This window comes from Derxia gummosa DSM 723 (genome assembly GCF_000482785.1).
In the GTDB taxonomy this organism is placed as follows: Bacteria; Pseudomonadota; Gammaproteobacteria; order Burkholderiales; family Burkholderiaceae_E; genus Derxia; species Derxia gummosa.
On the sequence record NZ_KI519499.1, the window covers coordinates 175,089 to 202,067 of the forward strand.

Consider the following 26,979-nt stretch of genomic DNA (forward strand, 5'->3'; position numbering starts at 1 on the left):
CGCACCGGGTCCGCCGGCGCGGGCGGCACGCTCGTGGCGTGGCATCGGCCACACGGCCGGTTCGCGCCGTCTTGGTCGATCGGCCGGCCGGCGGCAGGATCGCCGGCCTCGACCGCCGCCGGACCCTTCACATGCGCCACGCAGGAAAACTCAAGAGCTGGAATGCCGACCGAGGCTTCGGCTTCATCGCCCTGACCGGGCAGGACGATGTCTTCGTCCACATCGGCGCGTTTGCGCGCGACGGCGTCGCGCCCGTGCCCGGCGAACCGCTGTGGTTCGAGATCGGCAGCGACGCGCGCGGCCGGCGCTGCGCGATCCGGCTGTCGCGCACGGCCGGAGGCGAGGCCGTGAAGCTCGGCGAGCTCGCGCTCGAACCGATCGCGCCGGCACGCGATGCCGCCGCACGCGTCGACGCCGACGACCGCGTCCGGCGCGTGGGCGCCGATCGCCGCCCACGCGCCGCCGGCAAGGCCACGATCCGCGACACGCGCCGCACCCCCGAGGGCGCCAGCGGCCGACGCGACGGCGGTCGGCGTGGCGGTCGCTACCGCCTGCTGGTGCTGACGACGCTGGTCATCCTCGCCGTGGCCGGCTGGGACCAATTGCAGCGCCATCGCACCGACCCGGCGGCCGAACCCGCCGACCTCGCCGAACCGGCCACACCCGAGCCGCTCCGCAGCTGCGACGGCCGCCTGCGCTGCAACCAGATGACCTCCTGTGACGAAGCCACCTGGTTCCTGCGCCACTGCCCCGGCACCGAGATGGACGGCGACCACGACGGCGTGCCCTGCGAGCAGCAGTGGTGCGGCGGGCGGTTCTAGCCGGTCCCGCCCACCACCTCACGGCGCCGGCGTCGCCAGCGGCTTGCCCTTCTCGACCACGTACACGCCGATCAGCTTCACGCCGGTGGCCGAATGGTTGTGCGCGCCGTGCACCACGCCGGCCGGGATCACGAAGCTCTCGCCGGCCTTGAGCAGGCGCGGCGCCTCGCCATCGATCTGCATCTCGACCTCGCCCTCGGCGATGTAGCCGATCTCGTCGCCGGCATGGGTGTGGCGCGCGACGGTGGCGCCCGGCGCGATCTCGACCCTGGCGACGATGGCCTCGCGGCCCGGCACCGACACATCGCCCTTGCCGACGACGGTGCGGGTGATGGGCGCGGGCGTCTGGGCGCCGGCGGGCGCGGCCGCGAGCAGCAGGCCGGCGGCGCAGAAAGCGGCGGCGATGAAGGTTCGGGTCATGGCGTTCTCCTGATCATGTGACGGGAGAGCGATGCTGCTCAGGCCGGCGCGCGCCGGACAGGCAGGAATACCCAGCGGTTTCCGATCGCGCCGCGCGGTTGCGGCCGCGCCACGTGGGCACTTGCCCGCCGGCGAGCCGGCATCAGCCGGCGGGCCGCGCGATGCGGCAGCCCGCCCCGGCCCGCGGTCGGGCCGATGTCAGGCCACCGACTCGCGCGCCGGCAGCCAGCGCAACAGCACCTCGTACAGCCGCTCGGGATCGACCGGCTTGGAAAGGAAGTCGTTCATGCCGGCGGCGATGCATTCGGCGCGGTCCTCGGCGAAGGCGTTGGCCGTCATCGCGATGACCGGCAGTCCGGCCAGCCCGGGCCGCTGACGCAGCGCGCGCGTCGCGGCGAGGCCGTCGAGCACCGGCATCTGCATGTCCATCAGCACCAGGTCGTAGCTCGCGGCGGCCAGCCGGTCGAGCGCGACGCGGCCGTTCTCGGCCACGTCCACCTCCAGCCCGGCGAGCTGCAACTGGCACAGCGCCACCTCGCGGTTGACCGGATGGTCCTCGGCCAGCAGCACGCGCGCGCCGGCATGGACGGCGCGCAGGCGCGCGAGGCCGCGCGACTCGCCGGCCTCGGGGGCCGGCGGCGTGGTGGCCTGCCCGCGCCCGAGCCGGGCCGTGAACCAGAACAGGCTGCCCTGCCATTGCGTGCTGCTGGCGCCGGCCTCGCCGCCCATCAGCCGCGCCAGCCGGCGCGTGATGGCGAGGCCCAGGCCGGTGCCGCCGTAGCGCCGCGTGGTGGACGCATCGGCCTGCTCGAAGGCCTCGAACAGCCGCGGCAGATGCTCGGGCGCGATGCCGACGCCCGTGTCCTCCACCTCGAAACGCACCAGCACCGCGTCGCCGTCGTCCTCGACCAGCCGGGCGCGCAGCATCACCTTGCCCCGCTGGGTGAACTTGACCGCGTTGGCGGCGTAGTTGAGCAGCGCCTGACGCAGCCGGGTCGGATCGCCGCGCAACCACAGCGGCACATGGTCGGGATCGATCTCGATCGCCAGCCCCTTGGCCGATGCCGCCTCGCCGATGAGCGAGCGCACCTCGTCGAGCACGGCCGCGAGCGGGAAGTCGGTGCGCTCCAGTTCGAGTCGGCCGGCCTCGATCTTCGACAGGTCGAGGATGTGGTTGATGAGCGACAGCAGATGGCGCGCCGAATCGTCGATGTGCAGCAGCCAGTCGTCGCGCTCGGCCGCCGAGGCGTCGCGCCGCAGCAGCCGCGTGAAGCCGAGGATGGCGTTGAGCGGCGTGCGGATCTCGTGGCTCATGTTGGCCAGGAACTCGCTCTTCGCGCGCGCGGCGGCCTCGGCCTCGGCGGTGCGCTCGGCGACGCGGCGTTCGAGGTCGCTGCGGCTGGCCTCCAGTTCGGCCAGCATGCGGCGGCGGTCGTCGATGTCGGTGCTGGCGCCGAACCATTTCTCCAGCTCGCCGGCGGCGTCGTGCAGACGCGCGCCCCGGGTCTCGAACCAGCGCCATTCGCCGTCATGGCGGCGCAGGCGGAATTCGGCGCGGAAGTCGCCTCGGCTTTCCACCGCCTCGCGCCAGGCCGCGCGCAGGGCGGCGCGGTCGTCGGGATGGACCTGCTCGAGCCAGCCGGTGCCGAGCTGCATCGCCTCGGGCACGCCGGTGTAGGCGGCCCATTGCGGGCTGATCCAGTCGCACTGGCCGTTGGGCGCGCAGGTCCAGACAAGCTGGGGCAGGCTCTCGGCCACCTGACGGAAGCGCGCCTCGCTCGCGCGCAGGGCGGCGGCGTCGGCGAGACGGGCGGTCTCGTCGCGGAACACGCACACCATGCCGCTCGCGCCGGGCAATGGCGCGCAGCGCGCCGCGATGTCGATGAGGCGGCCGCCACCGCGCGGGCGCAGTCGGCGGCAGTCGTCGAGCGCGGCGGGCGCGCCCAGGCGCAGCGCCCGCTCGGCCACGTCGGTGACGGGCGTGTCGCCGTCGGCCGGCCGGGTATCGAAGATGGCGATGAGCGGCAGGCCGGCCGCCTCGGCGCAGCGCCAGCCGGTGATGCGCTCGGCCTCGGCATTCATGCCGGTGACGCGGCCGAGCGCGTCGGCGCTGACGACCGCGTCGCCGATGGCGGCGAGCGTGACGGCGAGCGTCCGGCGGTCGGCCTCGACACGGCGGCGGGCGCGGTGCAGCTCGCCGCTCAGCACGCTCAGGAACACGCCCAGCACGGTGAGCAGCCCCCACTGGAAGAGGTCATGCGGCGGCATCTGATGGTCCGCGCCCCCATCGTGGGCGATCAGCATGCGCACGCCGACGGTGGTGAGCGCCGTGGCCAGCAGCCCCGGCCCAAGTCCGCCCGCGAGCGCCGCCATCGCCACCGGCAGCATGTACAGGATCATCAGAGGCCGTTCGCTCACGGCGGGGCCGGTCAGCATGCGCAGCAGCAGCACGGCCAGCGACAGCACGATGGCCAGGGCATAGGCCCCGGCCGGACGAGCCTGGAAGCCGATCCGGCCCGGCTCGCCCGCGAGCGGGCCTGCCGGGTGCGACACGATGTCCGTCATGGGGCCGCTCATTCGTCGTGCTCCAACTGCTGCTTCCTCCTGCGGCCGGCACGGTCGGCCGGCGCCTGTGATCTTTTTAACCGTTTCATGCCGGCCGCAATGTCAGGGGCAGCCGGCCCGGGGTCTGCCCGGGTTTTCCCGCTTTTCGCGTCGGGTTTGCGCTCGGGCAGCGGGCTGGGGCAGGCTTGTCCGTCCTCCAGCAACGCCAGAACGCCGCCAATGAATCCGTCTTCTCCCCGCCTCGACGCGCTGCGCGCGCGTCTCGCCGCCAGCGGCATCGATGCCGTCGTGCTGCCATCGTCCGATCCTCACCTGTCGGAGTACCTGCCCGCACATTGGCAGGGGCGCGCGTGGATGAGCGGTTTCACCGGGTCGATGGGCACGGCGGTCGTCACCCGCGACACGGCCGGCGTCTGGGCCGACAGCCGCTACTGGGTGCAGGCCGAGGCCGAACTGGCCGGCGGCGGCTTCAGTCTTATGAAGATCGGCACGCCGGCCGATCCGGGCCATGCCGACTGGCTCGCCGCCCACCTGCCGGCCGGCGCCACGGTGGCCGTCGACGGCGATGTGCTCGGCCTGGCCGCCGCGCGCCAACTGGCCGCGACGCTCGAAGCGAAGGGGATCCGCCTGCGCACCGACCTCGACCTGCTGGCCGCCGTCTGGCCCGACCGCCCCGCCCTGCCCGCCGCGCCCGTCTACGAACACGAACGCGCTCCGGTCAGCCGCGCCGCCAAGCTCGCGGGCGTGCGCGAGGCGATGGCGCGCGAGGGCGCCGACTGGCACTGGCTTTCGACGCTCGACGACATCGCCTGGCTGTTCAACCTGCGCGGCAGCGACGTGGAGTTCAACCCGGTCTTCCTTTCTCATGCGCTCGTCGGGAAGAGCGGTGCGACCTTGTTCGTTGGCGAGGGAAAAGTCGACGCGGATCTCTCAGCGCGTCTCGCGGCCGACGGCGTCGCGCTGGCGCCGTATGAAACGGCGCGGGGCGCGCTCGCCGCCCTGCCTGCCGACGCGCGCGTCCTGATCGACCCGCGTCGCCTGACTTACGGCTTTCGGCAGGCGATTCCTGAGGGCGCGACCGTGATCGAGGCGGTGAATCCCTCGGTGTTCGCCAAGAGCCGCAAGACGCCCGAAGAAATGGCGCTGCTGCGCGAGACCATGGCGCACGACGGCGCAGCGCTGGCCGAGTTCTTCGCCTGGTTCGAGGCGGCGATGGCGCGCGGCGAGCGCATCACCGAACTGACGATCGACGAGCAGGCCACCGCCGCCCGCGCGCGCCGGCCCGGCTACGTGAGCCTGAGCTTCGCGACGATCGCCGGCTTCAACGCCAACGGCGCGATGCCGCACTACCGCGCCACCGAGGCCGCGCATGCCGTCATCGCGGGCGACGGTCTGCTGCTGATCGACTCGGGCGGCCAGTACGCCGGTGGCACGACCGACATCACGCGCGTGGTGCCCGTGGGCACGCCGTCGGCCGAGCAGAAGCGCGATTTCACCGTGGTGCTGAAGGGGCTGATCGCGCTGAGCCGGGCGCGCTTTCCGGTCGGCATCCGCGCGCCGATGCTCGACGCGATCGCGCGCGCGCCGATGTGGGCCGAGGGCGTGGACTACGGCCATGGCACGGGGCATGGCGTGGGCTGGTTTCTGAACGTACATGAAGGGCCGCAGAGCATCAGCTTCCGCGGCGCGGCCGAGCCGTTCACGGCGATGCAGGCCGGGATGCTCACGTCGATCGAGCCGGGGGTCTACCGGCCCGGCAAGTGGGGCGTGCGGCTGGAGAACCTGGTGTTGTGCCAGCCCGACGGAGCGAGCGAGTTCGGCGAGTTCCTGCGCTTCGAGGCGGCGACGCTGTGCCCGATCGACACGCGCTGCGTGGTGGTGGAGATGCTCACCGCCGTCGAGCGGGATTGGCTCGACGCCTATCACGCCGAGGTGAGGGCGCGGGTCGGGCCGCTGGTGGAGGGAGCGGCGCGCGAGTGGCTGGAACGGCGGACGGTGGCGCTCTGAAACGACAGCCGGGAACGGCATCGGTCCGGGCGCAAACATGTCGCCGCCGGAGTGTGCGATTTTCGGGCGCGCTTGCTTCCAAGAACGACACCCCGAGAAAGAACGCCATGTTCCGCATCCCGACCGGCCGTCCGGCCGCCCGTCTGCTCGCCGCCCTGCTGGCGACCGCCGCCTTCGGCGCCCACGCGGCGCCGGTGAACGTCCAGATCCTCAGCGCCACGGTGAAGGACCGGCGCATCGACGGCGCGACCGTGACCCTGCAGCGCAACGGCGAGCAATCGGTCTCCGGCGTGACCAATGCCCAGGGCCAGGTCGCGCTGACCTCCGCCTTCGCCGACGATGCCGGCGCGCTGCTCATCGTCAAGAAGGCCGGCTATTCCAACCTCGTCGTGAAGTGCCCCTGCGCCGACATGACCTACGCGATCAGCCCGGTCATGAACAACCTCGACGGACTGCGCGTGGTGCTCAACTGGGGCGCCCGACCGGAAGATCTCGACTCCCACGTCGTCTTTCCGGGCAATCACGTCTACTTCGAGAGCATGCGCGGTGCCGATGCCATGCTCGATGTCGACGACACCGACGGCTTCGGGCCCGAGACCATCACGCTCAACCGCCGGCACGTGGGCGAGCGCTACGTGTACGCGGTACACGACTACACCGACCGCGCCGACCCGCGCACCCCGCGCCTGTCGCGCAGCAGCGCCAAGGTCTTCGTCTATGTCGGCCAGACGCTGGTCAAGACCTACTACGTGCCGCTGCAGCAGACCGGCAACCTGTGGATCGTCTTCGCGATCACGCCCGAGGGCGAGATCCAGGACCTGAACCGGATCACCTCGGTCGTCAGCGAACGGCGCCTGCAAGGCCCCGAGTTCCAGGGCGTGATGGACGCGCCGGCCTCGACCGCGCCCGCCGCCACCGGCACCGACGGCAGCGCGGACGCGCAAGCCCTCAACAGCCGCGGCGAGACGGCCTACCGCGCCGGCAACCTCGACGAGGCGATCACGCTCTACCAGCAGGCCATCGAGATCGACGCCAGCTACGGTCAGGCGTACAGCAACCTCGGGCTCGCCTTCCAGAAGGCCGGCCGCGTCGCCGAGGCGATGTGGGCGAACCGCAAGGCCATCGCGCTCGCCGACGGCCCGACCGCCGCGCGCGTGCGCGCCAGTTCGCGCTACAACAACGGCCGCATCTACGAGGACGCCGGCCAGTGGGACGACGCCGCGCGGGAATACCGCGCCGCCCGGGCCGAGGCCGCCAATCCGGTCTACGACAAGGCGATCGAGCGCATGCGGCAGAAGGGCGCGCGGTGAAGTCGGCGCTCGTGCTCACGGCCGCGCTGGCGCTCGGCGCGACGCTGGTTTCGGCGCCCGCGCGCGCCGCCGGCCCCGCCGCCGTCGCCCAGGTCGATCCGTCGCTCTGGACCGAGGCGATCGACCGCCGCCCCGGCTTCGACAAGGCATCGCGCGCGGCGCTGCTGGTGTATGTCGGCGCGCTCGACGAACTGCGGCGCCTGCCCGACGCCGACATGACGGCCGCGTTCGGCGTCAAGAGCCTGAACCGCGCCTCGGTCGAGCGCTGGGCCGCGCGGGAAACCGACCTGGCGCTCGCCAACTACCGCGCGGCCTCGATCGACTGCGCCCGCTACGCCGCCGACTGGACCTGCCTCGACGCGGTACCGGCCTCCGCCTCGGCCCTGACCTCGGCCGCGACCGCCTGGGCCGCGCGCCTGCCGGCCGGGCAGGCCGCGTGGCACGCCAATCTCGCGGCCTTCGCGCGCACCTATGTGGCCGAGCAGATGCGCCTCGCCGCGCTGTTCCCGAAGACGACGAGCGAGATCGACCGCTTCAACGACGGCGAATGGAATGGCGATGCCCTGCCCGACACGCGCTTCCTGCTCAGCTTCGACGACGGCCCGTCGGCGCCCGGCGGCAGCACCGACGACACGCTGCGCATGCTCGCGACGGCGCGGCGCAGCGGGGTCTTCTTCCTGCTGGGCGGCAACCTGCAGGCACGGGTGGCGCGCGGCGGCGCCGACGCGCTGGCGGCCGCCTATCGCGGCCAGTGCGTGGCATCGCACGGCTGGGAGCACCAGTCGCACCAGCGCTGGGACGCCTGGCAGGACTCGGTCACGCGCACCCAGGCGCTGCTGCGCACGACCTTTCCCGAGGCGATGGTGGCGCCGTGGTTCCGCCCGCCCTATGGCCAGCGCACGGCCGACAGCGGCGCCTTCTTCCGCGAACAGGGCCTGCGGGTGGCGCTGTGGAACATCGACTCGCAGGACTGGAACGCACGCGTCTCGGCCAATGACGTGACGGGGCGGATCGTCACGCTGATGCTCATCAAGCGGCGCGGCGTGCTGCTGTTCCACGACGTGCATCCCAAGGCGCAGGTGGCGCTGCCGGTCGTGTTCGCGCGGGTGGGAACAGCCGTGGAGTGGCAGGAATGCCGGGAGGCGCCGCTCTAGACGGGTTCGGGCCTCAGCCCCGCCGCCAGAGCACGCAGCGGTTGTTCGCCGGCATCGCCCGATCCTCGACCAGCGCGAAGCCGGCCTTCGCGGCCAGCGCATCCACCGCCTCGAAATCGCGGATGCCCATGTGCGCGCCCCGGTTCTTGAGCCACACGTCGAACTGCGCGTTGCTCTCGCTCGTGAACTGTCCGCCGTAGTTGAACGGCCCGTACACGACGAGCCTGGCGTCGGCGGCGGCGAGCGCGGGCAGCGCGGCGAAGAAGGCTTCCACCTCGGGCCAGCCCATGATGTGCAGCGTGTTGGCGCTGAACACCGCGTCGAAGCGCCCGCCCGCGAGCGCGGCGGGCAGGCCGGTGGCCACGTCCCACTCGACCGGGGCCGGCGCGTTGGCCAGCGCCGCCTCGTCGAGCCACAGCCGCAGGCCCGGCAGCTCGCTCGCGCGTTCGCTCGCCTGCCAGGTCAGATGCGGCAACCCGGCCGCGAAGAACACCGCATGCTGGCCCGTGCCCGCGCCCATCTCCAGCACCGCCTTGCGGTCGGCGAAATGTTCGGCGAGCACGGCGAGGATGACCTCGCGGTTGCGGTCGCAGGACGGGGCGTAGGGCTTGTCGACGGGAGGGTTGTTGTCTGCCATGGCTGCAAGCCTTTGCAATGCCGCGCGGCGCGCCGCCGCCCTCGGCCGCGATACCCGCCGCGCTGGCGGTTTACGACAGCCGCGACACGAAATCCGCCGCGACGCGCAATTCACGCAAGGGTCGCACCACGCGGATCGACTCCTCGTACAGCGGATGCGCCTTGAAGCGCGCCAGCGCCGCCTCGTCGTCGAACTCGCCGTACACGACCACCTCGACCTCGTTGCCGATCTGGTCGATGCGCGCGCAGGGCTGGACCTCGAAGAAGCGCGCGTCGGGAATCTGCTCCAGCAGGCGCAGGCCGTCGAGGATGGTGGGGAGATCGCCCTTGTCGCGGGCGGAGAAGAAGACGATGTGCCGAATCATGCGGAGGGAATGCCGGTTCTGAGTGGCGCGGAGGTTAACCGACAGCGCGGGTGGCCGTCGCAACCTCACGAGGCGCGCGGCGGGGATGGGGCGAGGCGGGGCTGTGGCGGTGGCGCCGAGCGCAGGCGAGCGGCGCCGGTGAGCGCCGCAGGCGCTCAGGTCCGCATGTCTGAGCCTTGTGCCGCAGGCGCGAGGCGAGTTGGCGGACCGGGCCGGCGCCGCTCACCGGAGCGAGGGAAGCCTCGCGCTTCGCGCGAGGCCGCCACCGCATGCCCCGCCTCGCCCCATCCCCGCCGCGCGCCGGACGCCGAGAAAACGCCGGCCAACTGGTCCGACCACATCCGCCCCGCTCCCGGCCTACCATCCCCGCCGGCACCCCGCATCCCGCGCAAGCCCCTCAGGAAGCCAGGAGACACCGCATGGACCCGAAGCAGACCGCCCTCGTCCTCATCGAGTACCAGAACGACTTCACCACCCCCGGCGGCACGCTGCACGACGCCGTCAAGGGCGTCATGGAGAGCACCGGCATGCTCGCCAACACCGTCGCCACCGTGGCGAAGGCGCGCGAACTCGGCGCCCGCGTCGTGCTCGTGCCGATCACCTTCGCCGAGGGCTACACCGAAATCACGAGCAAGCCCTACGGCATCCTCAAGGGCGTGGTGGACAGCCAGTCCTTCCGCAAGGGCACGTGGGGCGCCGAAATCTGCGACGCGCTCAAGCCGCAGGCGGGCGACATCGTCATCGAGGGCAAGCGCGGCCTGTGCGGCTTCGAGAGCACCAATCTCGACTTCATCCTGCGCAGCCTCGGCGTGCGCACCATCGCGCTCGGCGGCTTCCTCACCAACTGCTGTGTCGAATCGACGATGCGCACCGGCTACGAGAAGGGCTACGACGTGGTCACGCTCACCGACTGCACCGCCACGCTCAGCGAGGAAGAACAGCGCCTGGCGACGACCAAGAACTACCCGATGTTCTCGCGCACGATGACGCATGACGCCTTCCTCGCCGAGCTGGCGGGCGAAGGCGCGACGACGACGGAAAGCCGGGGTTACAGCGCCTGAAGCACCGGGCGGCCGGAACGCAGAGCCGGCCCCGGCCGCACCGCCGGAGCCCTCGCCGCTCGGCCGGTCGGCGCGCGCCGGCGCCGGCCAGGGCATGCAACTCACGCCGCCCGATACCGCCCCGGCTTGTGATTGACCGCCAGAAACACGTTCATCGCCACCGACCCCAGCAGCGCATAGCCCACCTTGTCGAGCGGCAGCACGAACAGCGCCGACGCGAGGATCACCGCATCGATCCCGAGCTGCACCCGCCCCGCGCTCATCCCCAGCCTCTCCTGCGCCCACAGCGAGGTCACGAGCACGCCGCCCAGGCTCGCCTTGTGCCGCGCCAGAAACAAACAGCCCGCCCCGAGCAGCAAGCCGCCCGCCACCGCCGAATAGGCCGGATGCAGCGCCTCAAACCGCACGAAACTGGGCGACACCGCCATCGCCAGCGACAGCAGCGCCACGGCGGCAAAGGTCTTGAGCGTGAACACGCGGCCCATGAGCCGCCAGCTCAGCCACCAGAACGGCAGGTTGATGACGAAGAACAGCAGCCCCGGATCGCCGCCGCTCGCGTAGTGCAGCAGGAAGGCGATGCCCGCCGTGCCTCCCGACAGCAGCCCCGCCTGACGGAACAGCAGCAACCCGAGCGACACGAACAGCACGCCGGTAAAGATGGCCTGGGCATCGTCGAGCGGGGTGTGCCGCTGGAAGCCCGGAATCGCAGTGTTGGGGGTGGACATGGTTTGCCCTCGCAGGAGTCAGGCCGGCGCCGCCTTGTGGGCTTGCCCGCCGCAAAGTCACCGCGTCGCGGATGACACCGTCTGACGCCAAGCATGCTCCGCGCCCGCCGGCCCCGTCCGCCCGATCACACCCTGAAAAACCCCGCCGACGCACGCAGATGAGCGGCCTGCTCCTGCATCGACTGCGTCGCGGCCGAGGTTTCCTCCACCAGGGCGGCGTTCTGCTGGGTGTGCTGATCCATCTGGGCGACGGCGGAATTGATCTGCCCGATCCCGCCCGCCTGGTCGCGGCTCGCGGCCGAGATCTCGTTGACGATGTCTGCCACGCGCTGGATCGACGTGACGATGTTGATCATGGTCTGGCCGGCGCGATCGACGAGGCTGCTGCCCTCCTCCACCCGCGACACCGAGCTGTTGATCAGCCCCTTGATCTCGCGCGCCGCCGTGGCGCTGCGCTGGGCCAGGGTGCGCACCTCGCTCGCCACGACGGCGAAGCCCTTGCCCTGCTCGCCGGCGCGCGCGGCCTCGACGGCGGCGTTGAGCGCGAGCAGGTTGGTCTGAAAGGCGATGTCGTCGATCACGCCCACGATCTGCGCGATCTGGTGCGAGCTGGCGGTGATCGCGCCCATCGTGGCGACCACCTTTTCCATCATCTCGCCACCCTGGGCCGCGATGCCACTGGCGCTCATGGCGAGCTGGCTGGCCTGGCTGGCGTTGTCGGCGGTCTGGTTCACGGTGCTGCTGAACACATCGATGGAGGCCGAGGTTTCCTCCAGCGTCGAGGCCTGCGACTCGGTGCGCGACGACAGTTCGAGCGTGCCGGCCGCCACCTGGGCCGAGGCGGTCGCCACCGCGTCCGCACCGCTCACCACCACGCCGCAGACCTCGGCCACGCGCAGCCGCATCGCCTCGAGCGAGGTGACGAGCGCGGCCACCTCGTCGCGGCCTTCGGCCACGAACGGCTTGGTGAGGTCGCCGCCGGCCATCGCGTCGCTTGCATCGAGCGCACGGCCGAGCGGGCCGGTCACGCTGCGCGCGATGACGATGCCGGCGGTAATGCCCGCGCCCAGCCCGCAGAGAATGAACAGCGCCAGCCGCTTGAGCGCCGCGTCGAGCTGGCGGTCGCTGCCGGCGTTGAGATCGGCGGCGGCGGCGAGCTTGGCGTCGGCCAACCCGGTGGCGATGTCGGCCGCCTCGGCGATGACCGGCGCCACCTCGGTCGAAAGCTGCCCGCCGCGGCTGTTGCCACCGGCGCGCAGATCGGCCGCGAACGCGCCGATCGCGGTGTCGGCACGGCCCTGGAGTTCGGTGAGTCTGTCGAGCCGGTCGCGGTCCGCCGCATCGAAGAAGGGGGCGAGCGCGCCGACCTTGCCACGCGCCTCGTCGAGCGCGCGGCGCGCCTCGTCCAGATGACGGTCGCGCGTCGCGGCGTCGGCCGCGCCGGCCGCGAGCGCATGCCCGAGCGCGGCGTCGGCACGCAGGTCGAGTACGGCCACATGCCGCGCCGCCGTCAGCCCGGCCAGCTCGCGGTCATGCAGGCGCTGGCCGTTCGCGGCGATGTGCAGCATGTCGTACAGCCCGCTGCCACCGATGCAGGCGCCGCCCGCCGCCCCGATCACGAAGGCGGCCACGAGCCGGGGCCCCACCTTCCATTGCGTCAACCACTTCATTTTTCCGGTGCTCCGTCCTGTTTGCCGGGCGTGCAAGTTGGCGCACGCCTGCTCCGAGGCTAGCGAAACCCCAGCATGGCGGTCGGATGAACAGCGGTGCTGGAACGGCGACTTTCCGATCCTCGACGCGAAGGTGGCATCCACATCGTGGGAAACATGGATTTGAGAGCTTTTCTTATTACCGGACCATCTGGAAACCCCCTGTCCAACTCAGGGGTAACTACTAGACACTGATTCGACCGTCACTTGCAGACCACGGAGAGCACTCGATGAAAGCCAACACCGTCCTCGACACGATCGGCCGGACTCCCCACATCCGCATCAACCGCCTGTTCGGCAGCGCCGAGGTCTGGGTGAAGGCGGAACGCGCCAATCCGGGCGGCTCGATCAAGGACCGCATCGCGCTCGCGATGATCGAGGCCGCCGAGGCGAGCGGCGAACTCAAGCCGGGCGCCACCATCATCGAGCCGACCTCGGGCAATACCGGTGTCGGCCTCGCGCTGGTGGCTGCGGTCAAGGGCTACAAGCTCATCCTCGTGATGCCGGAAAGCATGTCGATCGAGCGCCGCCGGCTGATGCTGGCCTACGGCGCCAGCTTCGACCTCACCCCGCGCGAGAAAGGCATGAAGGGCGCCATCGCCCGCGCCCAGGAACTGGCCGAGCAGACGCCGGGCGCCTGGATTCCGCAGCAGTTCGAGAACCCGGCCAACATCGACGTGCATGTGCGCACGACGGCCGAGGAAATCCTCGCCGACTTCCCCGAGGGGCTCGACGCGATCATCACCGGCGTGGGCACGGGTGGCCACATCACGGCGCTGGCGACGGTGCTCAAGCCGAAGTGGCCGCAGCTCAAGGTATTCGCGGTCGAACCGTCGGCCTCGCCGGTGATTTCGGGCGGCAGCCCGGCGCCCCACCCCATCCAGGGCATCGGCGCCGGCTTCATCCCCAAGAACCTCAAGACCGAGCTGCTCGACGGCGTGATCCAGGTGTCGGCCGACGATGCCAAGGAATACGCCCGCCGCTCGGCACGCGAGGAAGGCCTGCTCGTGGGCATCTCCAGCGGTGCGACGCTCGCCGCCATCGCGCAGAAGCTGCCCGAGCTGCCGGCCGGTGCGAAGGTGCTCGGCTTCAACTACGACACCGGCGAGCGCTACCTGTCGGTGGACGGCTTCCTGCCGGCCTGATCGATCTCCCCTCCCTCCGGGCCGGCCAGCCGCCGGCCCGCGTCCTCGCGGGGCGCCCTGCCCCCACCCGTTCGGCGACTTTCCGACCAGCGCGGCTGGTTGGCGCATGAACGGCGTATTTCCGGAATTTCCCGCCCGGAAATGCGAAGTGCCGCAATTCCTCTGCCCAATTCCTTTCCTATATTCGATTTGGTCGCGCAATTGCCCGCCAATCCCATATGCACAATTTTTCGAATCCATGAAGTCAGGTTTGTTCTGACCATGCGACGACGGATTGCTGCCCGAATCGAATTACAGGAATCAAGCAATGAAGACGCTTCGCAACGAATCGCTCCCGTTTCCGCCCGCCGATGCCGATGACGGCACGGCCGCCAGGGCGACCGCGATGGCACTCATCGGCGGCACGGACGGCAACGACTTCGTGTTCGGCACCGAGGGCGCCGACACGCTCGACGGCGGCCTGGGCAACGACACGATGCGCGGCTTCGCGGGCGACGACCGCTATTACGTCGACAGCGTCTACGACCAGGTGATCGAGGCCGCCGGCGGCGGTACCGACACGGTCGTCGCCACTTCCAATCACACGCTGTCGGACCAGGTCGAGAACCTCATCCTCGCCGGAAACGACGCCATCAATGGCACGGGCAATTCGCAGGCGAATCGCATCACCGGCAATTCGGCCGCCAATGTGCTCAATGGCGGCGGTGGCGCCGATACGCTGGAAGGCGGCGCCGGCAATGACAGCTACGTGGTCGATTCACTGCGCGACGAGGTGATCGAAACTTCAGGCAATGGCGACGACACCGTGCAGGCGTCACTGACCTGGCGGCTCGGCAATCATCTCGAAAACCTGGTGCTGCTCGGCGCGAACAATCTGTCCGGCTACGGCAACGCACTGGACAACCGCATCACGGGCAATGTCGGCAGCAATCTGCTCGACGGTGGCGCGGGCGCCGACACCCTGGTCGGCGGCCTCGGCAACGACACCTATCAGGTCGATGACGCCGGCGATGTCGTGGTCGAAGGCACCAACGCCGGCATCGACGTGGTCCGCAGCTCGATCAGCTACACGCTCGGCAACAACGTCGAGTACCTCGTGCTGACCGGCAGCTCGGCCATCAGCGGCACGGGCAACGCGCTCGACAACCGGCTCACCGGCAACTCGGGCAACAACTCGCTGAGCGGCGGCGAGGGCGCCGACACGCTCGACGGCGGCGAGGGCGCCGATACCCTCACGGGCGGCGGCGGCAACGACATCTTTCTCGTCGACGATGCAGGCGACCGCATCGTCGAAGCGGCCATTGGCGGCAACGACACGGTGCAGTCGACGATCAGCCTGACGCTGTCGTCGAGCGCCGAGATCGAGAACCTCACGCTGATCGGCAGCGGTGCGCTCGACGGCACCGGCAATGCGCTCGACAACCGCATCACCGGCAACGCCGTCGCCAACGCGCTCTCCGGTCTGGCCGGCAACGACACCCTCGACGGCGGCGCCGAGGCCGACACCCTCGCCGGCGGCACCGGCGACGACACCTACGTGGTCGACAACGTCGACGACCAGACGATCGAACTCGCCGGCGAAGGCCGCGACCTGGTGCAGTCCTCGATCAGCTGGACGCTCGGCACCAACCTCGAAGACCTCACCCTCACCGGCAGCTCGGCCATCAACGGCATCGGCAACGCGCTCGACAACCGGCTCACCGGCAATTCGGGCAACAACCTGCTCAACGGCGGCCTCGGCGACGACACCCTGGCCGGCGCCGCCGGCAACGACATCTACCGCGTCGATTCGGCCGGCGACGAGGTGGTGGAACTCACGGGCGGCGGCACCGACACCGTGCGCTCCACCCTCGACTACACGCTCGGGGTCAACGTCGAGAACCTGACGCTGATCGGCAATGTCGCCGTCAACGGCACGGGCAATGCGCTGGCCAACAGCATCACGGGCAATGCGAACGCCAACGCGCTCAGCGGCGGCGACGGCAACGACACGCTCGACGGCAGCGCGGGCGCCGACACCATGATCGGCGGCGGCGGCGACGACACCTATCTGGTGGACAACCGCAACGACGTCACGACCGAAGTGGCGCTCGGCGGCACGGCCGACCTCGTCAAGTCGACGATTTCGTGGACGCTCGCGGCCGAGATCGAGAACCTCACGCTCACCGGCACCTCGGCCATCAACGGCAGCGGCAATGCGCTGGCCAACCTCATCACCGGCAACTCGGCCTTCAACGTGCTGACGGGCGGCGACGGCAACGACACGCTCGACGGCGGCGCCGAGGGCGACAGCCTGATCGGCGGCGCGGGCAATGACGTCTACGTGGTGGACAACCTCTACGACGAGGTGGTCGAGGCCGACGGCGTCGATGTCGACCGGGTCGAGTCGAGCGTGAACTGGCAGCTCGGCGCCAACCTCGAGAACCTCACCCTCACCGGCAGCGGCGCGATCAACGGCAGCGGCAACGCGCTCGACAACCTGATCCGGGGCAATTCGGGCGCCAACGTGCTCGACGGCGGCGCCGGCATCGACACGCTCGAAGGTGGCGCCGGCAACGACCTGTACGTGGTGGACAGCGACAGCGATGTCATCAACGAACTGGCGGGTGGCGGCACCGACGGCGTCGAATCGACGGTGAGCTGGACCCTCGGCGCCGAGCTGGAAAACCTCGTGCTCGTGGGCGGCGGCCGGATCAACGGCACCGGCAACGCGCTGGCCAACAGCATCAGCGGCAACCTCGCGGCCAACCTGCTGCGCGGCGGCGACGGCAACGACACCCTGGACGGCGGCGCCGGCAGCGACACGCTCGAAGGCGGCGCGGGCAACGACACCTACGTCATCGACAGCACGGCCGACCGGCTGGTGGAGGCGGCGCTGGCGGGCAACGACACGGTGCTGTCCTACATCACCAAGACCCTCGCGCTCAATTTCGAGAACCTCACGCTGCTCGGCAGCTCGGCCATCAACGGCACCGGCAATGCCGACGCCAACATGCTCATCGGCAATTCGGCCAGCAACCGGCTCGACGGCGCGGCCGGCAACGACACCCTCGACGGCGGCGCGGGCGCCGACACGCTCATCGGCGGCAGCGGCGACGACAGCTATGTGGTGGACAGCGTGCGCGACATCGTGACCGAGCTGGCCGGCGGCGGCACCGACACCGTCACCTCCAGCGTCACGCTGCGGCTCGGCGCCAATCTCGAGCGCCTCACGCTCGGCGGCAGCAACGCGATCGACGGCTTCGGCAACGAACTCGACAACGTCCTCACCGGCAACGGCGCGAGCAATGTGCTCAACGGCGGTGCCGGCCACGACACGCTCGCGGGCGGCGGCGGCAACGACTTCTACGTGGTCGACAGCACCGAGGATTCGATCGTCGAGCTGGCCAACGGCGGTACCGACACCGTGCGTTCGTCGGTCAACTGGACGCTCGGCACCGATGTCGAGAACCTCACCCTCGTCGGCACGGCCGACATCGACGGCTACGGCAACGGCGCGGCCAACCTGGTGATCGGCAACTCGGGCATGAACCGGCTGTTCGGCTACGAGGGCGCCGACACGCTCGACGGCGGCGAAGGCGCCGACAGCATGACCGGCGGCAATGGCGACGACAGCTACTACGTCGATGACCTCGGCGACCTGACCTCCGAACTGCCCGGCGGCGGCATCGACACCGTGCGCTCGTCCATTTCGTGGACGCTCGGCACCAATGTGGAGAACCTGCTGCTGACCGGCACGCTCGCGATCAACGGCAGCGGCAACGAACTCGGCAACTTCATCACCGGCAACGGCGCGGGCAACGTGCTGGCGGGCGGCGCCGGCAACGACACGCTCGACGGCGGCGCGGACGCCGACACCCTCATCGGCGGCGCCGGCAGCGATGCCTACATCGTCGATTCGGCCGAGGACACGCTGATCGAGCTTGCCGCCGACACCGTCGGCACCGACACCGTCAACGCGTCGGTCAGCTGGCGTCTCGACGACTACTTCGAGGATCTGGTGCTGACCGGCAGCAACGCGATCGACGGCTTCGGCAACGCCGCTGCCAACCGCATCACCGGCAACACCGCCGCCAACATCCTCAACGGCGGCGCCGGCGCCGACACGCTCAGCGGCGGCCAGGGCAACGACACCTACGTGGTGGACAACAGCGGCGACCAGACCCTCGAAGCCGCGAGCGCGGGCATCGATCTGGTCAAGTCGTCGCTCACCTGGACGCTCGCGGCCAACCTCGAGAACCTCACGCTTACCGGCGGCAGCGCCATCAACGGCAGCGGCAACGAACTGGCCAACGTCATCACCGGGAATGCCGCGGCCAACCTGCTGTCGGGCAATGCTGGCGCGGACACGCTCATCGGCGGCGCCGGCGCCGACACGCTCGTCGGCGGCAGCGACAGCGACACCTATGTGGTGAGCGACGGCGACATCACCACCGAGTCGGCGGGCGGCGGCACGGCCGACCTGGTGCTGGCCTCGATCAGCTGGACGCTCGCCAGCCAGATCGAGAACCTCACCCTCACCGGCAGCGGCTCGATCAACGGCACCGGCAACGAACTCGACAACACGCTCACCGGCAACTCGGGCACGAACGTGCTGACCGGCCTCGCCGGCAATGACAGCTACGTGATGGACAGCTACGACGACAGCATCGTCGAGGCCGTGGGCGGCGGTACCGACACGGTGCGCGCGAGCATCAGCTGGGAACTCGGCAGCAATCTGGAGAACCTGACGCTGACCGGCAGCGGCTTCATCGACGCGACCGGCAACGGCGCCGACAACACGATCACGGGCAATACCGGCAACAACATCATCGACGGCCGCGGCGGTTCCGACTTGCTGACCGGCGGCGGCGGCAACGACGTGTTCGTGTTCAGCACCGCGCCGCTGGCCGGCGTGACGGACACCGTCACCGACTTCGTCTCGGGCAGCGTGACCGGCTACGACCGGCTGCGGCTGGACCAGCCGGGGATCCGCGTCGGCAACGGTGACGGCACGGTCGATGGCGCGATCCTCGTCGACAGCGCTCCCTCCGGCAGCGCCCGCTTCGCTGTCGGCGCCGAGTTCGTGGTGTTCGGCGCCAACATCTCCGGCACGATCACCTCGACCAACGCGGCCGCGATGATCGGCAGCGCCACCTCGGCCTTCGCCACCGGCGACACCCGGGTGTTCGCGGTGGACAACGGCAGCAGCAGCTCGTTGTTCCTGTTCACCTCGTCGGGCGATGACGCGGCGGTGAGCGCGTCGGAACTGACGCTGATCGCCAACCTGACGGGCACGGCCGGACTGGCCACCGGCGACCTGCTGTTCGGGCTGTAAAGCCGGTCAGTCGTCCAGCACCACGCCGGCCACCACGCGCGTGGCCGGCATCGCGATGCCGAGATCGAGCCGGGGCTCGCCGCAATGGCGGGCCATGAAGTCGGCGATGCGCGCGTCGGTCTCGGCCAGTTCGGGGGCGTCGGCCACATGGCGCGCGATCACGCGCCGTGCCATGTCGAGCGGCTTGGCATTGCGGCTGCGCCGGCCGGTCTCGAACAGCAGTTCCACCGTCTCGGCCGGCGAGCCCTGCACCAGCCGGGACATCGCGTCCTGACAGCGCCGCGCCACCGCCGCATGGGCCTGGCGCACCACCTCGGCCAGCGCGGGCTGGTCGGCCAGGATCCGCGCCAGCATGTCGGTGTCGGCGCGCGTGGTGGCGAAGCGCAGGCCGATCACCTCGGCCCAGCGCTGCACCTCGGGCAGCGGCGCGCCGCGGCCGATCACCCGCATCAGCACCCGCGCGAAATCGCAGGCGAACTCGAAATCGGCGTCCTCGTCGCGCAATTCGTCGGCCAGCACGCCGAGGGCAAGCGCGCCGGTCTCGGCCTGCTGGTTCGAAAAGGCGTAGAGCACCTCGATCAGCTTCTCGAAGCGGCGCTGACGCCGACCCGGCGGCTGACGCCCGGCGATGCGCTGCCACTGGTCGCGCGCGCGGCGCAGTTCGCGCGCATTGCCCTTGTCGGCCAGCAGGCACATCAGCAGCAGCACCGAATGGCCGTCGAGCAGACGCGAGCGGCTGCCCACGCGCACCGCGCGGGCCAGCGCCTCGCGCGCGGTGTCGGGCTCGTCGCAGAGCAGCGCGAGCCAGCCGAGCTTCTGCAGGCGGGTGACGCTGCCGGGAGTCGCCTCGACGGCGCGCTGCATCACGGCGAGCGCGGCGCGCGGCGAACCCTGCTCGTAGCGGGCACGCGCGAGCACATCCCAGGTGTCGCCGTGGTCCGGATGCTCGGCGATGAGCTTTTCCAGCCCGGCCAGCGCACCGGGCAGATCGCCTTGCTCGAGATCCAGCTGGAGTCGCGCCAGCTTGGCCCAGGGCGGCGGGTTGGCGCCGGCGCAGATCTGCGCGAGCTGGCGCCGCGCATCGTCCTTGCGCCCGAGCTTGAGATGAAGCTCGACGCACAAGCGGGCGAGCTGACCGCGATGCGGACTGTCCTCGGCCAGCAGCTGCTCGCAAATGCGGACCGCGCCTTCGTGATCGCGCTGCTCGATGGCGTTCAGCACCGGCGCCAGCGCCAGCTTGCGCCGATGCGCGAGCGTGATGCGCTCTGCCAGCGTCTTGGCGGTGAAGGGCTTGAGCAGGTAGTCGTCGATCGCGCTGCCGAGGGCCTCGGCCACGCTCAGGTACTTCGACTCGCCCGTGACCATGATGAAGACCGACATGAAAGGCAGCGTGCGCAGCCGCCGCCATTCCTCCAGCAGCTCCTGGCCGTTGCTCGGCTCGTGGTCGAACAGGAAGTCGCAGATGACGAGGTCGTAGCTCATCGTCTCGACCGCCCGGCGCGCCTCGGTGAGCCGACCGACGCTCGTGATGCGGCGCAGGCCGATGTCGCGCAGCAGCGCCTCGCACACCTGGCGCGCGACCGCGCTGTCGTCCACCAGCAGGACGCGGCAGTCCTCGAATTTCAGTTCCGGCTCGCGCACTTGCGTCCCACTCCGATGCTTCCCGTCAGCCGGAAGCTAAGTGCGCGCCGCCGGCTGCGATGCCGCAATCAAGCACCAAGTCACGCCGCTATTGCCCCGACCTCCCAGCCCCATTCACTTGGAGCAAAAAAAGAGCCACCCGAAGGCGGCTCGAACATCGTCTGACCTGCAAGGAAACGGTCCGGCAATCTCCACGATGCCGGGAATCGCGTGGACTTCAGCCCATCTTGCGATTGTGATAACTGCGATTACCGAGCACCTCGATGGCTTCCTGCTCGGAAAAGTCGTGATCGAATTGCCAGACCTCGTGCATGCCCGGCTTGGCCGGAATGCAGGTGGTGTATTCGAGCGCGAAAATCGTCTTGCCGCTCTTGGGCGACACATAGGAGTAGCGCTTGGCCTCGTCCCGCCCCGGAATGGCGAGACACCAGGCGGCATTGTCAGCGTCATTGATGGAGACGCCCGCTTCATTCAGCACGCTGGCGAAACTGCGGGGGCCGAGAACATTGTGGTCGAGAAACATGGCGCGCTCCTGGGCTGGGAATTGGAGGCGGAATGCAATCCGCCCGGCCGTGCCGTCCGAATTGGCAGTTCGGTTCCGGCGTGGATGGATTGAATCGCAGCGACTTGATTTGCGTCAATACCGATTTGCTATCGCAGCGATTGCGCAATCGATCGCATGCTTATTGCAATCGCTTCATTCCTAATGTCTGCTTTGTCGATTTGCAGACATTCCCGACAACGTACCCGACATCTCGGCTGCGGAATCGTCGCTTCGACGCCGCAACCGGCCGGAACGCGGCCGGCAAGCCCTGTTCACATCGATCCGGACGGCACGATCAAGGCGTGCGCTCACCCACAGTCAGCGACCTGCCAGCAATTCCAAACCATCGGGTTCGCTTCGGACAAACTCCGCCCGAGTTTCGTTGCGCCCACCGCAATTCGTCGCATTCGCGCCATCGCCAATTGCCTGCGCGAATGATTCCGACTGTGACGGCGTGCTAGCGTGATTCGGTTGCCGGCATTTGTCCGCGCGACACCCATTTCCATTGATTCATCATCCAGGGAACAGAAATGAAGAAGATGCTTTGCGCCGCCGCTATCTGCCTGCTGCCTTTCGCGGCCGCTCATGCCGATCCGGACATCGGCTGCGGCCTGGGCACGCAACTGTTCAAGGGCCAGTCGGGCCTCGCCGCCAAGGTTCTCGGCGCGACCACCAACGGCACCTTTGGCAACCAGACCTTCGGCATCTCGTCGGGCACGCTGGGCTGCGGCAAGGACGGCGTGGTGACGGCCGATGCGCGCCGCTCGATGTTCGCCGGCGCCAACCTCGACCAGCTCGCCGCCGAAATGGCCGCCGGCGAAGGTGAAGCCCTCGACACCCTGGCCTCGCTCTACAACGTCGGCGCCGCCGACCGCGCCGCCTTCAACGCCCTGGCCCAGCGCGAATACGCGGCGATCTTCTCCCGTTCCGACGTGACGACCGCCGACGTGCTCGCCGGCCTCGACCGCGCCCTCGCCCGCGACGCCCGTCTGGCGCGCTACGTTGCGTAAGCCGGCTTTCCGCCTGCGCATGACGGCCCTGAGAAGGGCCGTTTTTGCGTGCGCGGCGGCCGTGACGCTGCTGACCGCGCAGCACGCCCGCGCCACCGGGCCGGCTCCGGCCCACGCGGCCGATGTCTCCGCCGAAGGCATTCCCGGCACCACCATCCCCGCCGAGCCTCCGCGCGTCGCCGCCGACGACCTCGCCGCCGAGCTGCCCGCTCGTGCCCGCGCCCTCGGCCTCGCGCGCGATCCGCGCTGGCTCGCGCTGCTGCACATCAACGGCGGCGACACCCGCAGCGACGTCGAGAGCCGCTACTTCTTCCTCGCCGCCGACGGCGAGTCCGACCCCGAGGCCGAACTCGACGCGACACTGGCCGCCTTTCTCGATCCGGCCGACCGCGCCCCGCGCGACGAGCCGGCGCAATGCATCTTCGGCGCGCGTTTCCACTGGCTCGACGAGCAGCTGCATTTCGATTCGCGCATGCCGCGCCTCGCCTGCGAGCGCCGCGAAGCGTGGATGAGGATGCTCGCGCCCGATCGCGCCTGGGTGGTGTTTCCGGCGGCCTATCTGAACAATCCGTCGTCGATGTTCGGCCATACGCTGCTGCGGCTCGACGGCCGCGAGGTGCGCGCCGGCACGCCGCTGCTGGCTTACGCGGTCAATTTCGCGGCCAATTCCACCGACACGAATGGCGCGCTGTTTGCGGTAAAGGGATTGTTCGGCGGCTATTCGGGGCAATTCAGCGTATTGCCGTATTACGAGAAGATCCGCGAATACGCGCGACTCGAAAGCCGCGATCTCTGGGAATACCCGCTCGATCTCGATGCGGCGCAAAAGCGCATGCTGCTGCTGCATCTGTGGGAATTGCGCGGCGCCGAATTCACCTATTACTTCTTCACGCGCAATTGCTCGTATGAGCTGCTCACGCTGCTGAAGGTCGCGCGGCCCGATCTCGACTGGGGCGATGCCTTCCGCTGGCGCGCGATTCCCTCCGACACGCTGCGCGTGCTCGGTCCCCTGCTGGCCGGCCCGCCGGCCTGGCGACCGGCGCTGGCCACCACGGTCGGTCATCAGGCGGCCCAGCTCGCGCCGGCCGAGCGCATGGCGATGCTTGATCTCGCCGCCGGGCGGCTGGCGCCGGGCGACCTGCGGGCCGAACCCACCGCCCGCGCCCGCGCCCTTGGTCTCGCCAACGACCTCATCTTCTATCGCGCCAACGCCGGTGAACTGCCGCGCGACCAGGCCATCGCGCGCTCCCAGGCCCTGCTGCGCGCCCGCGCCGAGGCACCTGCGCCCGCCGGCTTTACGCCGCCCGAGCGCCCGGCCACCAGCCCCGACGGCGGCCACGCAACCCGCCGCGCCGTGGTCGAGACCGGCTGGCTCGGTGGCCGCCCCGGCGTCGGTCTGCGGCTGCGCCCGGCCTATCACGACCTGCTCGACGCGCCGGCCGGCTATGGCGCCGGGCAACAGATCGGCTTCCTCGACCTGCATCTGCGCACCGACATCGACGGCCGCGACGCGCGCTGGGGCATCGACCTCGTCGATATCGTGTCGGTCGCGCCCTTCGATGCCGTGTTCCAGCCGATCTCCTGGCGTGTGCGCGGCGCGGTCGAACGCGCCGAACACGGCCGCCGGCTCGCCAGCGGCATCGTCGAGGGCGGTCCGGGCCTCACCCTCGGCCAGCCCGACCGCCTCGCCGCCTACGGATTCGCGATGACGCGCGCCGAAGCCAATGCCGATCTCGACCGCAATCTCGGGCTCGCCATCGGCCCCGTCATCGGCTTGCTCGGCCAGCCGCTGCCGGGCTGGCTCGCGCGGGTCGAGGCCGGCTGGCTGCGCGGCCTCGATTCGCCCGACCTGCATCGGCTCGCGGTCGAGCAGCGCTGGCGGCTCGCGACCGATCTGGCGCTCGGGCTGCGCCTGTCGAGCGGCGACCAGGCGGGCCGCCGGCTGCGCGAGGCCATGCTTGGCCTGCATGCCTATTTCTGACGCCGCCGGTCACGCCTTGCCGGCCGCCGGTCATCACGTCGAGGCTCGCCGCCTCTCGCGGCTGACGTCGCCCCGGCGACGGCGGCATCCTCGCAGCCAACGTCCGGCGGCGGCGCCGGGATGGTGGCCGCCGCCGGAGAGACGGCCCGGACCGCCGTGCCAGTTCGGCACCCGCACCGCCGCCCACAATCCCCGGACAGGAGACACCACGATGATCCGCAGAACCCTGCTCGCCGCCGGCCTCGCGCTCGCCACCGGCCTCACCCAGGCACAGAACGTCACCATCAACCAGAACGCCGCGGTGCTCGGCAACTTCACGGCGCAGAACTGGCTGTCGAATTCGCCGCTCGCCTTGTACACCGTGCCCGCGGGCGTGACCGCGCGCATCACCGACGTCACGGTCTGGGGCGGCGAGATCGCGGCCGGCCGCACCTGCTCGATCGTGTTGTATTGCAGCGCGAGCTCAGGCACCGACCTCACCTACTTCATGGCCGACGCCGGCAAATCGACCCTCTACAACTTCAACTCCGGCCTCACCTGCAAGGCCGGCGCGAAGTTCTTCGCCTACTACTACGCGCCCACCACCTACTCGGCCGAGAGCCAGCGCTGCGCCAACGGCGGCCAGGGCCAGAACACGCCCTGGCTGATCCTGCGCGGCGTGCTCTACCGCTGACCTGACGCGATGGCCGGGCAACCGCTCCAGGTGCCCGGCCGCGCGGCTTACTTGAGCGCCTTGTAGCGGATGCGCTTGGGCTTGGCGCCTTCCTCGCCGAGGCGGCGCTTCTTGTCGGCCTCGTACTCCTGGTAGTTGCCGTCGAAGAACACCCATTGCGAATCGCCCTCGGCCGCGAGGATGTGGGTGGCGATCCGGTCCAGGAACCAGCGATCGTGCGAGATGACCAGCACGCTGCCCGGGAACTCCAGCAGCGCGTCTTCGAGGGCGCGCAGGGTTTCCACGTCGAGGTCATTGGACGGTTCGTCCAGCAGCAGCACATTGCCGCCCGCGCTCAGCGTCTTGGCCAGATGCAGCCGGCCACGCTCGCCGCCCGACAGGTTGCCGACGATCTTCTGCTGGTCGCCGCCCTTGAAGTTGAAGCGGCCGATGTAGGCGCGCGACGGAATCTCCCAGCGGCCGATCGTCAGCATGTCGGCGCCATCGGCGATCTCCTCGAACACCGTCTTGTTGCTGCCGAGCGCGTCGCGCGACTGATCGACGTAGGCCAGCTTGACGGTCGAACCGATGCTCACCTCGCCGCTGTCGGGCGTTTCCTTGCCGGTGATCATGCGGAACAGCGTCGATTTGCCGGCGCCGTTCGGCCCGATGATCCCGACGATCGCGCCGGCCGGCACCTTGAAGCTCAGGTTGTCGATCAGCAAGCGGTCGCCGAAGCTCTTGCTCACGCCCTTGAACTCGATCACTTCATTGCCCAGGCGCTCGCCCACCGGAATGAAGATTTCCTGGGTCTCGTTGCGCTTCTGGTAGTCGTGGCTCGACAGCTCCTCGAAGCGCGCCAGACGCGCCTTGCTCTTGGCCTGGCGGCCCTTCGGGTTCTGGCGCACCCATTCGAGTTCCTGCTTCATCGCCTTGATGCGGGCGGCTTCCTGCTTGCCTTCGGTCTTGAGGCGGTCTTCCTTCTGCTCCAGCCAGCTGGAGTAGTTGCCCTTCCACGGGATGCCGTGGCCGCGGTCGAGTTCGAGAATCCATTCGGCCGCGTTGTCGAGGAAGTAGCGGTCGTGGGTCACGCCCACGACGGTGCCCGGAAAGCGCTGGAGGAACTGCTCCAGCCACTCCACCGATTCGGCGTCGAGGTGGTTGGTCGGTTCGTCGAGCAGCAGCATGTCGGGCTTGCTCAGCAGCAGCTTGCACAGCGCGACGCGGCGCTTCTCGCCGCCCGACAGGTTGCCGATGACCGCATCCCAGGGCGGCAGGCGCAGCGCGTCGGCGGCGATTTCGAGCTGGTGCTCGGAGTCGTCACCGGCGGCGGCGATGATCGCCTCGTACTTCGCCTGTTCCTCGGCAAGCTTGTCGAAGTCGGCGTCGGGCTCGGCGTAGGCGGCGTAGATCTCTTCGAGCTTGTTCTTCGCTTCCATCACCGCGCCGAGGCCGGCTTCGACCTCTTCGCGCACGGTCTTGGCCGGGTCGAGCTGGGGCTCCTGCGGCAGGTAGCCGATGTTGATGTTGGGCATCGGGACGGCTTCGCCCTCGATGTCCTTGTCAAGGCCGGCCATGATCTTCAGCAGGCTCGACTTGCCCGAGCCGTTCAGGCCGAGCACGCCGATCTTGGCGCCCGGAAAGAAGCTGAGCGAGATGTCCTTGAGGATCTGGCGCTTGGGCGGAACAACCTTGCCCACGCGATGCATGGTGTAGACGTATTGAGCCATGTTGCGGTGCAGAAAAAATCGGTGGAGCGCGACACGCGCCGGATCGCCGGAGGTTACCAGCGCCGCCTGGAGCCACTTGTGCGCCAGAATCGGGGGCGGATGCCGCCGAACGCGCATGCAAGCGCGCCGCGCCGGCCTCCACGCCCCGCGCGACCGACCGCGAGCCGGTCGCCCAACGCCTCCGGA

At 69.9% G+C, this 26,979-nt stretch carries 19 protein-coding genes; 10 read left to right on the top strand and 9 right to left on the bottom strand.

All coding sequences use genetic code 11. The annotated features are described in order from the left end of the window. The first annotated feature begins 131 nt into the window (after window positions 1–131). On the top strand, window positions 132–821 hold the full coding sequence (locus H566_RS30195; RefSeq protein WP_034412413.1) for an excalibur calcium-binding domain-containing protein: 690 nt from the start codon (window positions 132–134) through the stop codon (window positions 819–821). 18 nt (window positions 822–839) lie between these two features. On the opposite strand, the gene H566_RS0118250 is transcribed toward H566_RS30195, so the two are convergent. Continuing rightward, window positions 840–1,241 (bottom strand): cupin domain-containing protein, encoded by a 402-nt coding sequence (locus tag H566_RS0118250; protein WP_051378972.1) that lies wholly within the window; start codon window positions 1,239–1,241, stop codon window positions 840–842. Between the two features lie 198 nt (window positions 1,242–1,439). Continuing rightward, window positions 1,440–3,806, bottom strand: a complete 2,367-nt coding sequence (locus tag H566_RS26200; RefSeq protein ID WP_169732553.1) for a response regulator — start codon at window positions 3,804–3,806, stop codon at window positions 1,440–1,442. Window positions 3,807–4,025: 219 nt separating this feature from the next. Here H566_RS26200 and H566_RS0118260 point away from each other — a divergent pair, with 219 nt between their 5' ends. The 3 genes from H566_RS0118260 (at window position 4,026) to H566_RS0118270 (ending at window position 8,277) form a co-directional block, all read left to right on the top strand. After that, on the top strand, window positions 4,026–5,813 hold the full coding sequence (locus H566_RS0118260) for an aminopeptidase P family protein (protein ID WP_028312567.1): 1,788 nt from the start codon (window positions 4,026–4,028) through the stop codon (window positions 5,811–5,813). Window positions 5,814–5,920: 107 nt separating this feature from the next. Continuing rightward, a complete protein-coding gene (locus tag H566_RS0118265; RefSeq protein ID WP_034412190.1) occupies window positions 5,921–7,123 on the top strand; it encodes a tetratricopeptide repeat protein in 1,203 nt (400 codons plus the stop codon). Next, window positions 7,120–8,277 carry a polysaccharide deacetylase family protein gene (locus tag H566_RS0118270; protein WP_051378974.1) on the top strand — a complete coding sequence of 386 codons (1,158 nt, stop codon included), beginning with the start codon at window positions 7,120–7,122 and terminating at the stop codon, window positions 8,275–8,277. Before H566_RS0118265 ends, H566_RS0118270 begins: the two co-directional genes overlap by 4 nt. A 13-nt stretch (window positions 8,278–8,290) precedes the next feature. Here H566_RS0118270 and H566_RS0118275 read toward each other — a convergent pair whose 3' ends face one another. Both H566_RS0118275 and H566_RS0118280 read right to left on the bottom strand, forming a co-directional pair. Continuing rightward, a complete protein-coding gene (locus H566_RS0118275; protein ID WP_028312570.1) occupies window positions 8,291–8,914 on the bottom strand; it encodes a DUF938 domain-containing protein in 624 nt (207 codons plus the stop codon). A 70-nt stretch (window positions 8,915–8,984) separates the two neighbouring features. Next, window positions 8,985–9,278, bottom strand: a complete 294-nt coding sequence (locus H566_RS0118280; protein WP_028312571.1) for a Dabb family protein — start codon at window positions 9,276–9,278, stop codon at window positions 8,985–8,987. Window positions 9,279–9,697: 419 nt separating this feature from the next. Between H566_RS0118280 and H566_RS0118285 the strand changes: the two genes are divergently transcribed. Then, a complete protein-coding gene (locus tag H566_RS0118285; protein ID WP_028312572.1) occupies window positions 9,698–10,339 on the top strand; it encodes a cysteine hydrolase family protein in 642 nt (213 codons plus the stop codon). A 101-nt stretch (window positions 10,340–10,440) separates the two neighbouring features. Here H566_RS0118285 and H566_RS0118290 read toward each other — a convergent pair whose 3' ends face one another. Together H566_RS0118290 and H566_RS30430 are read right to left on the bottom strand one after the other, a co-directional pair. After that, window positions 10,441–11,064 (bottom strand): YitT family protein, encoded by a 624-nt coding sequence (locus H566_RS0118290; RefSeq protein WP_028312573.1) that lies wholly within the window; start codon window positions 11,062–11,064, stop codon window positions 10,441–10,443. A gap of 125 nt (window positions 11,065–11,189) precedes the next feature. Continuing rightward, entirely contained in the window at window positions 11,190–12,734 is a 1,545-nt protein-coding gene (locus H566_RS30430; RefSeq protein ID WP_034412192.1) for a methyl-accepting chemotaxis protein, read from the bottom strand. Between the two features lie 269 nt (window positions 12,735–13,003). Between H566_RS30430 and cysK the strand changes: the two genes are divergently transcribed. After that, entirely contained in the window at window positions 13,004–13,918 is a 915-nt protein-coding gene (cysK, locus tag H566_RS0118300) for a cysteine synthase A (protein WP_028312574.1), read from the top strand. A gap of 307 nt (window positions 13,919–14,225) precedes the next feature. Further along, a complete protein-coding gene (locus H566_RS29200; protein ID WP_051378975.1) occupies window positions 14,226–19,235 on the top strand; it encodes a beta strand repeat-containing protein in 5,010 nt (1,669 codons plus the stop codon). Window positions 19,236–19,241: 6 nt separating this feature from the next. Here H566_RS29200 and H566_RS0118310 read toward each other — a convergent pair whose 3' ends face one another. Together H566_RS0118310 and H566_RS0118315 are read right to left on the bottom strand one after the other, a co-directional pair. Beyond that, the gene (locus H566_RS0118310; protein ID WP_028312575.1) at window positions 19,242–20,876 is read right to left on the bottom strand and encodes a response regulator; all 1,635 of its coding nucleotides are present in this window, start codon (window positions 20,874–20,876) and stop codon (window positions 19,242–19,244) included. Window positions 20,877–21,093: 217 nt separating this feature from the next. Next, window positions 21,094–21,399, bottom strand: coding sequence for a hypothetical protein (locus H566_RS0118315; RefSeq protein ID WP_028312576.1), 306 nt, complete (start codon window positions 21,397–21,399; stop codon window positions 21,094–21,096). Between the two features lie 551 nt (window positions 21,400–21,950). On the opposite strand from H566_RS0118315, the gene H566_RS0118320 reads away from it, so the two are divergent. The 3 genes from H566_RS0118320 to H566_RS0118330 all read left to right on the top strand — a co-directional run bounded on the left by H566_RS0118320 (window position 21,951) and on the right by H566_RS0118330 (window position 25,084). Next, a complete protein-coding gene (locus H566_RS0118320) occupies window positions 21,951–22,430 on the top strand; it encodes a DUF3015 domain-containing protein (protein WP_028312577.1) in 480 nt (159 codons plus the stop codon). 61 nt (window positions 22,431–22,491) lie between these two features. Beyond that, entirely contained in the window at window positions 22,492–24,411 is a 1,920-nt protein-coding gene (locus tag H566_RS26215; RefSeq protein WP_051378976.1) for an Lnb N-terminal periplasmic domain-containing protein, read from the top strand. Between the two features lie 211 nt (window positions 24,412–24,622). Next, the gene (locus H566_RS0118330; protein ID WP_028312578.1) at window positions 24,623–25,084 is read left to right on the top strand and encodes a hypothetical protein; all 462 of its coding nucleotides are present in this window, start codon (window positions 24,623–24,625) and stop codon (window positions 25,082–25,084) included. 47 nt (window positions 25,085–25,131) lie between these two features. Here the strand turns inward: H566_RS0118330 and ettA are convergent, their stop codons facing one another. Further along, a complete protein-coding gene (ettA, locus tag H566_RS0118335; RefSeq protein WP_028312579.1) occupies window positions 25,132–26,793 on the bottom strand; it encodes an energy-dependent translational throttle protein EttA in 1,662 nt (553 codons plus the stop codon). Window positions 26,794–26,979: the final 186 nt, after the last annotated feature.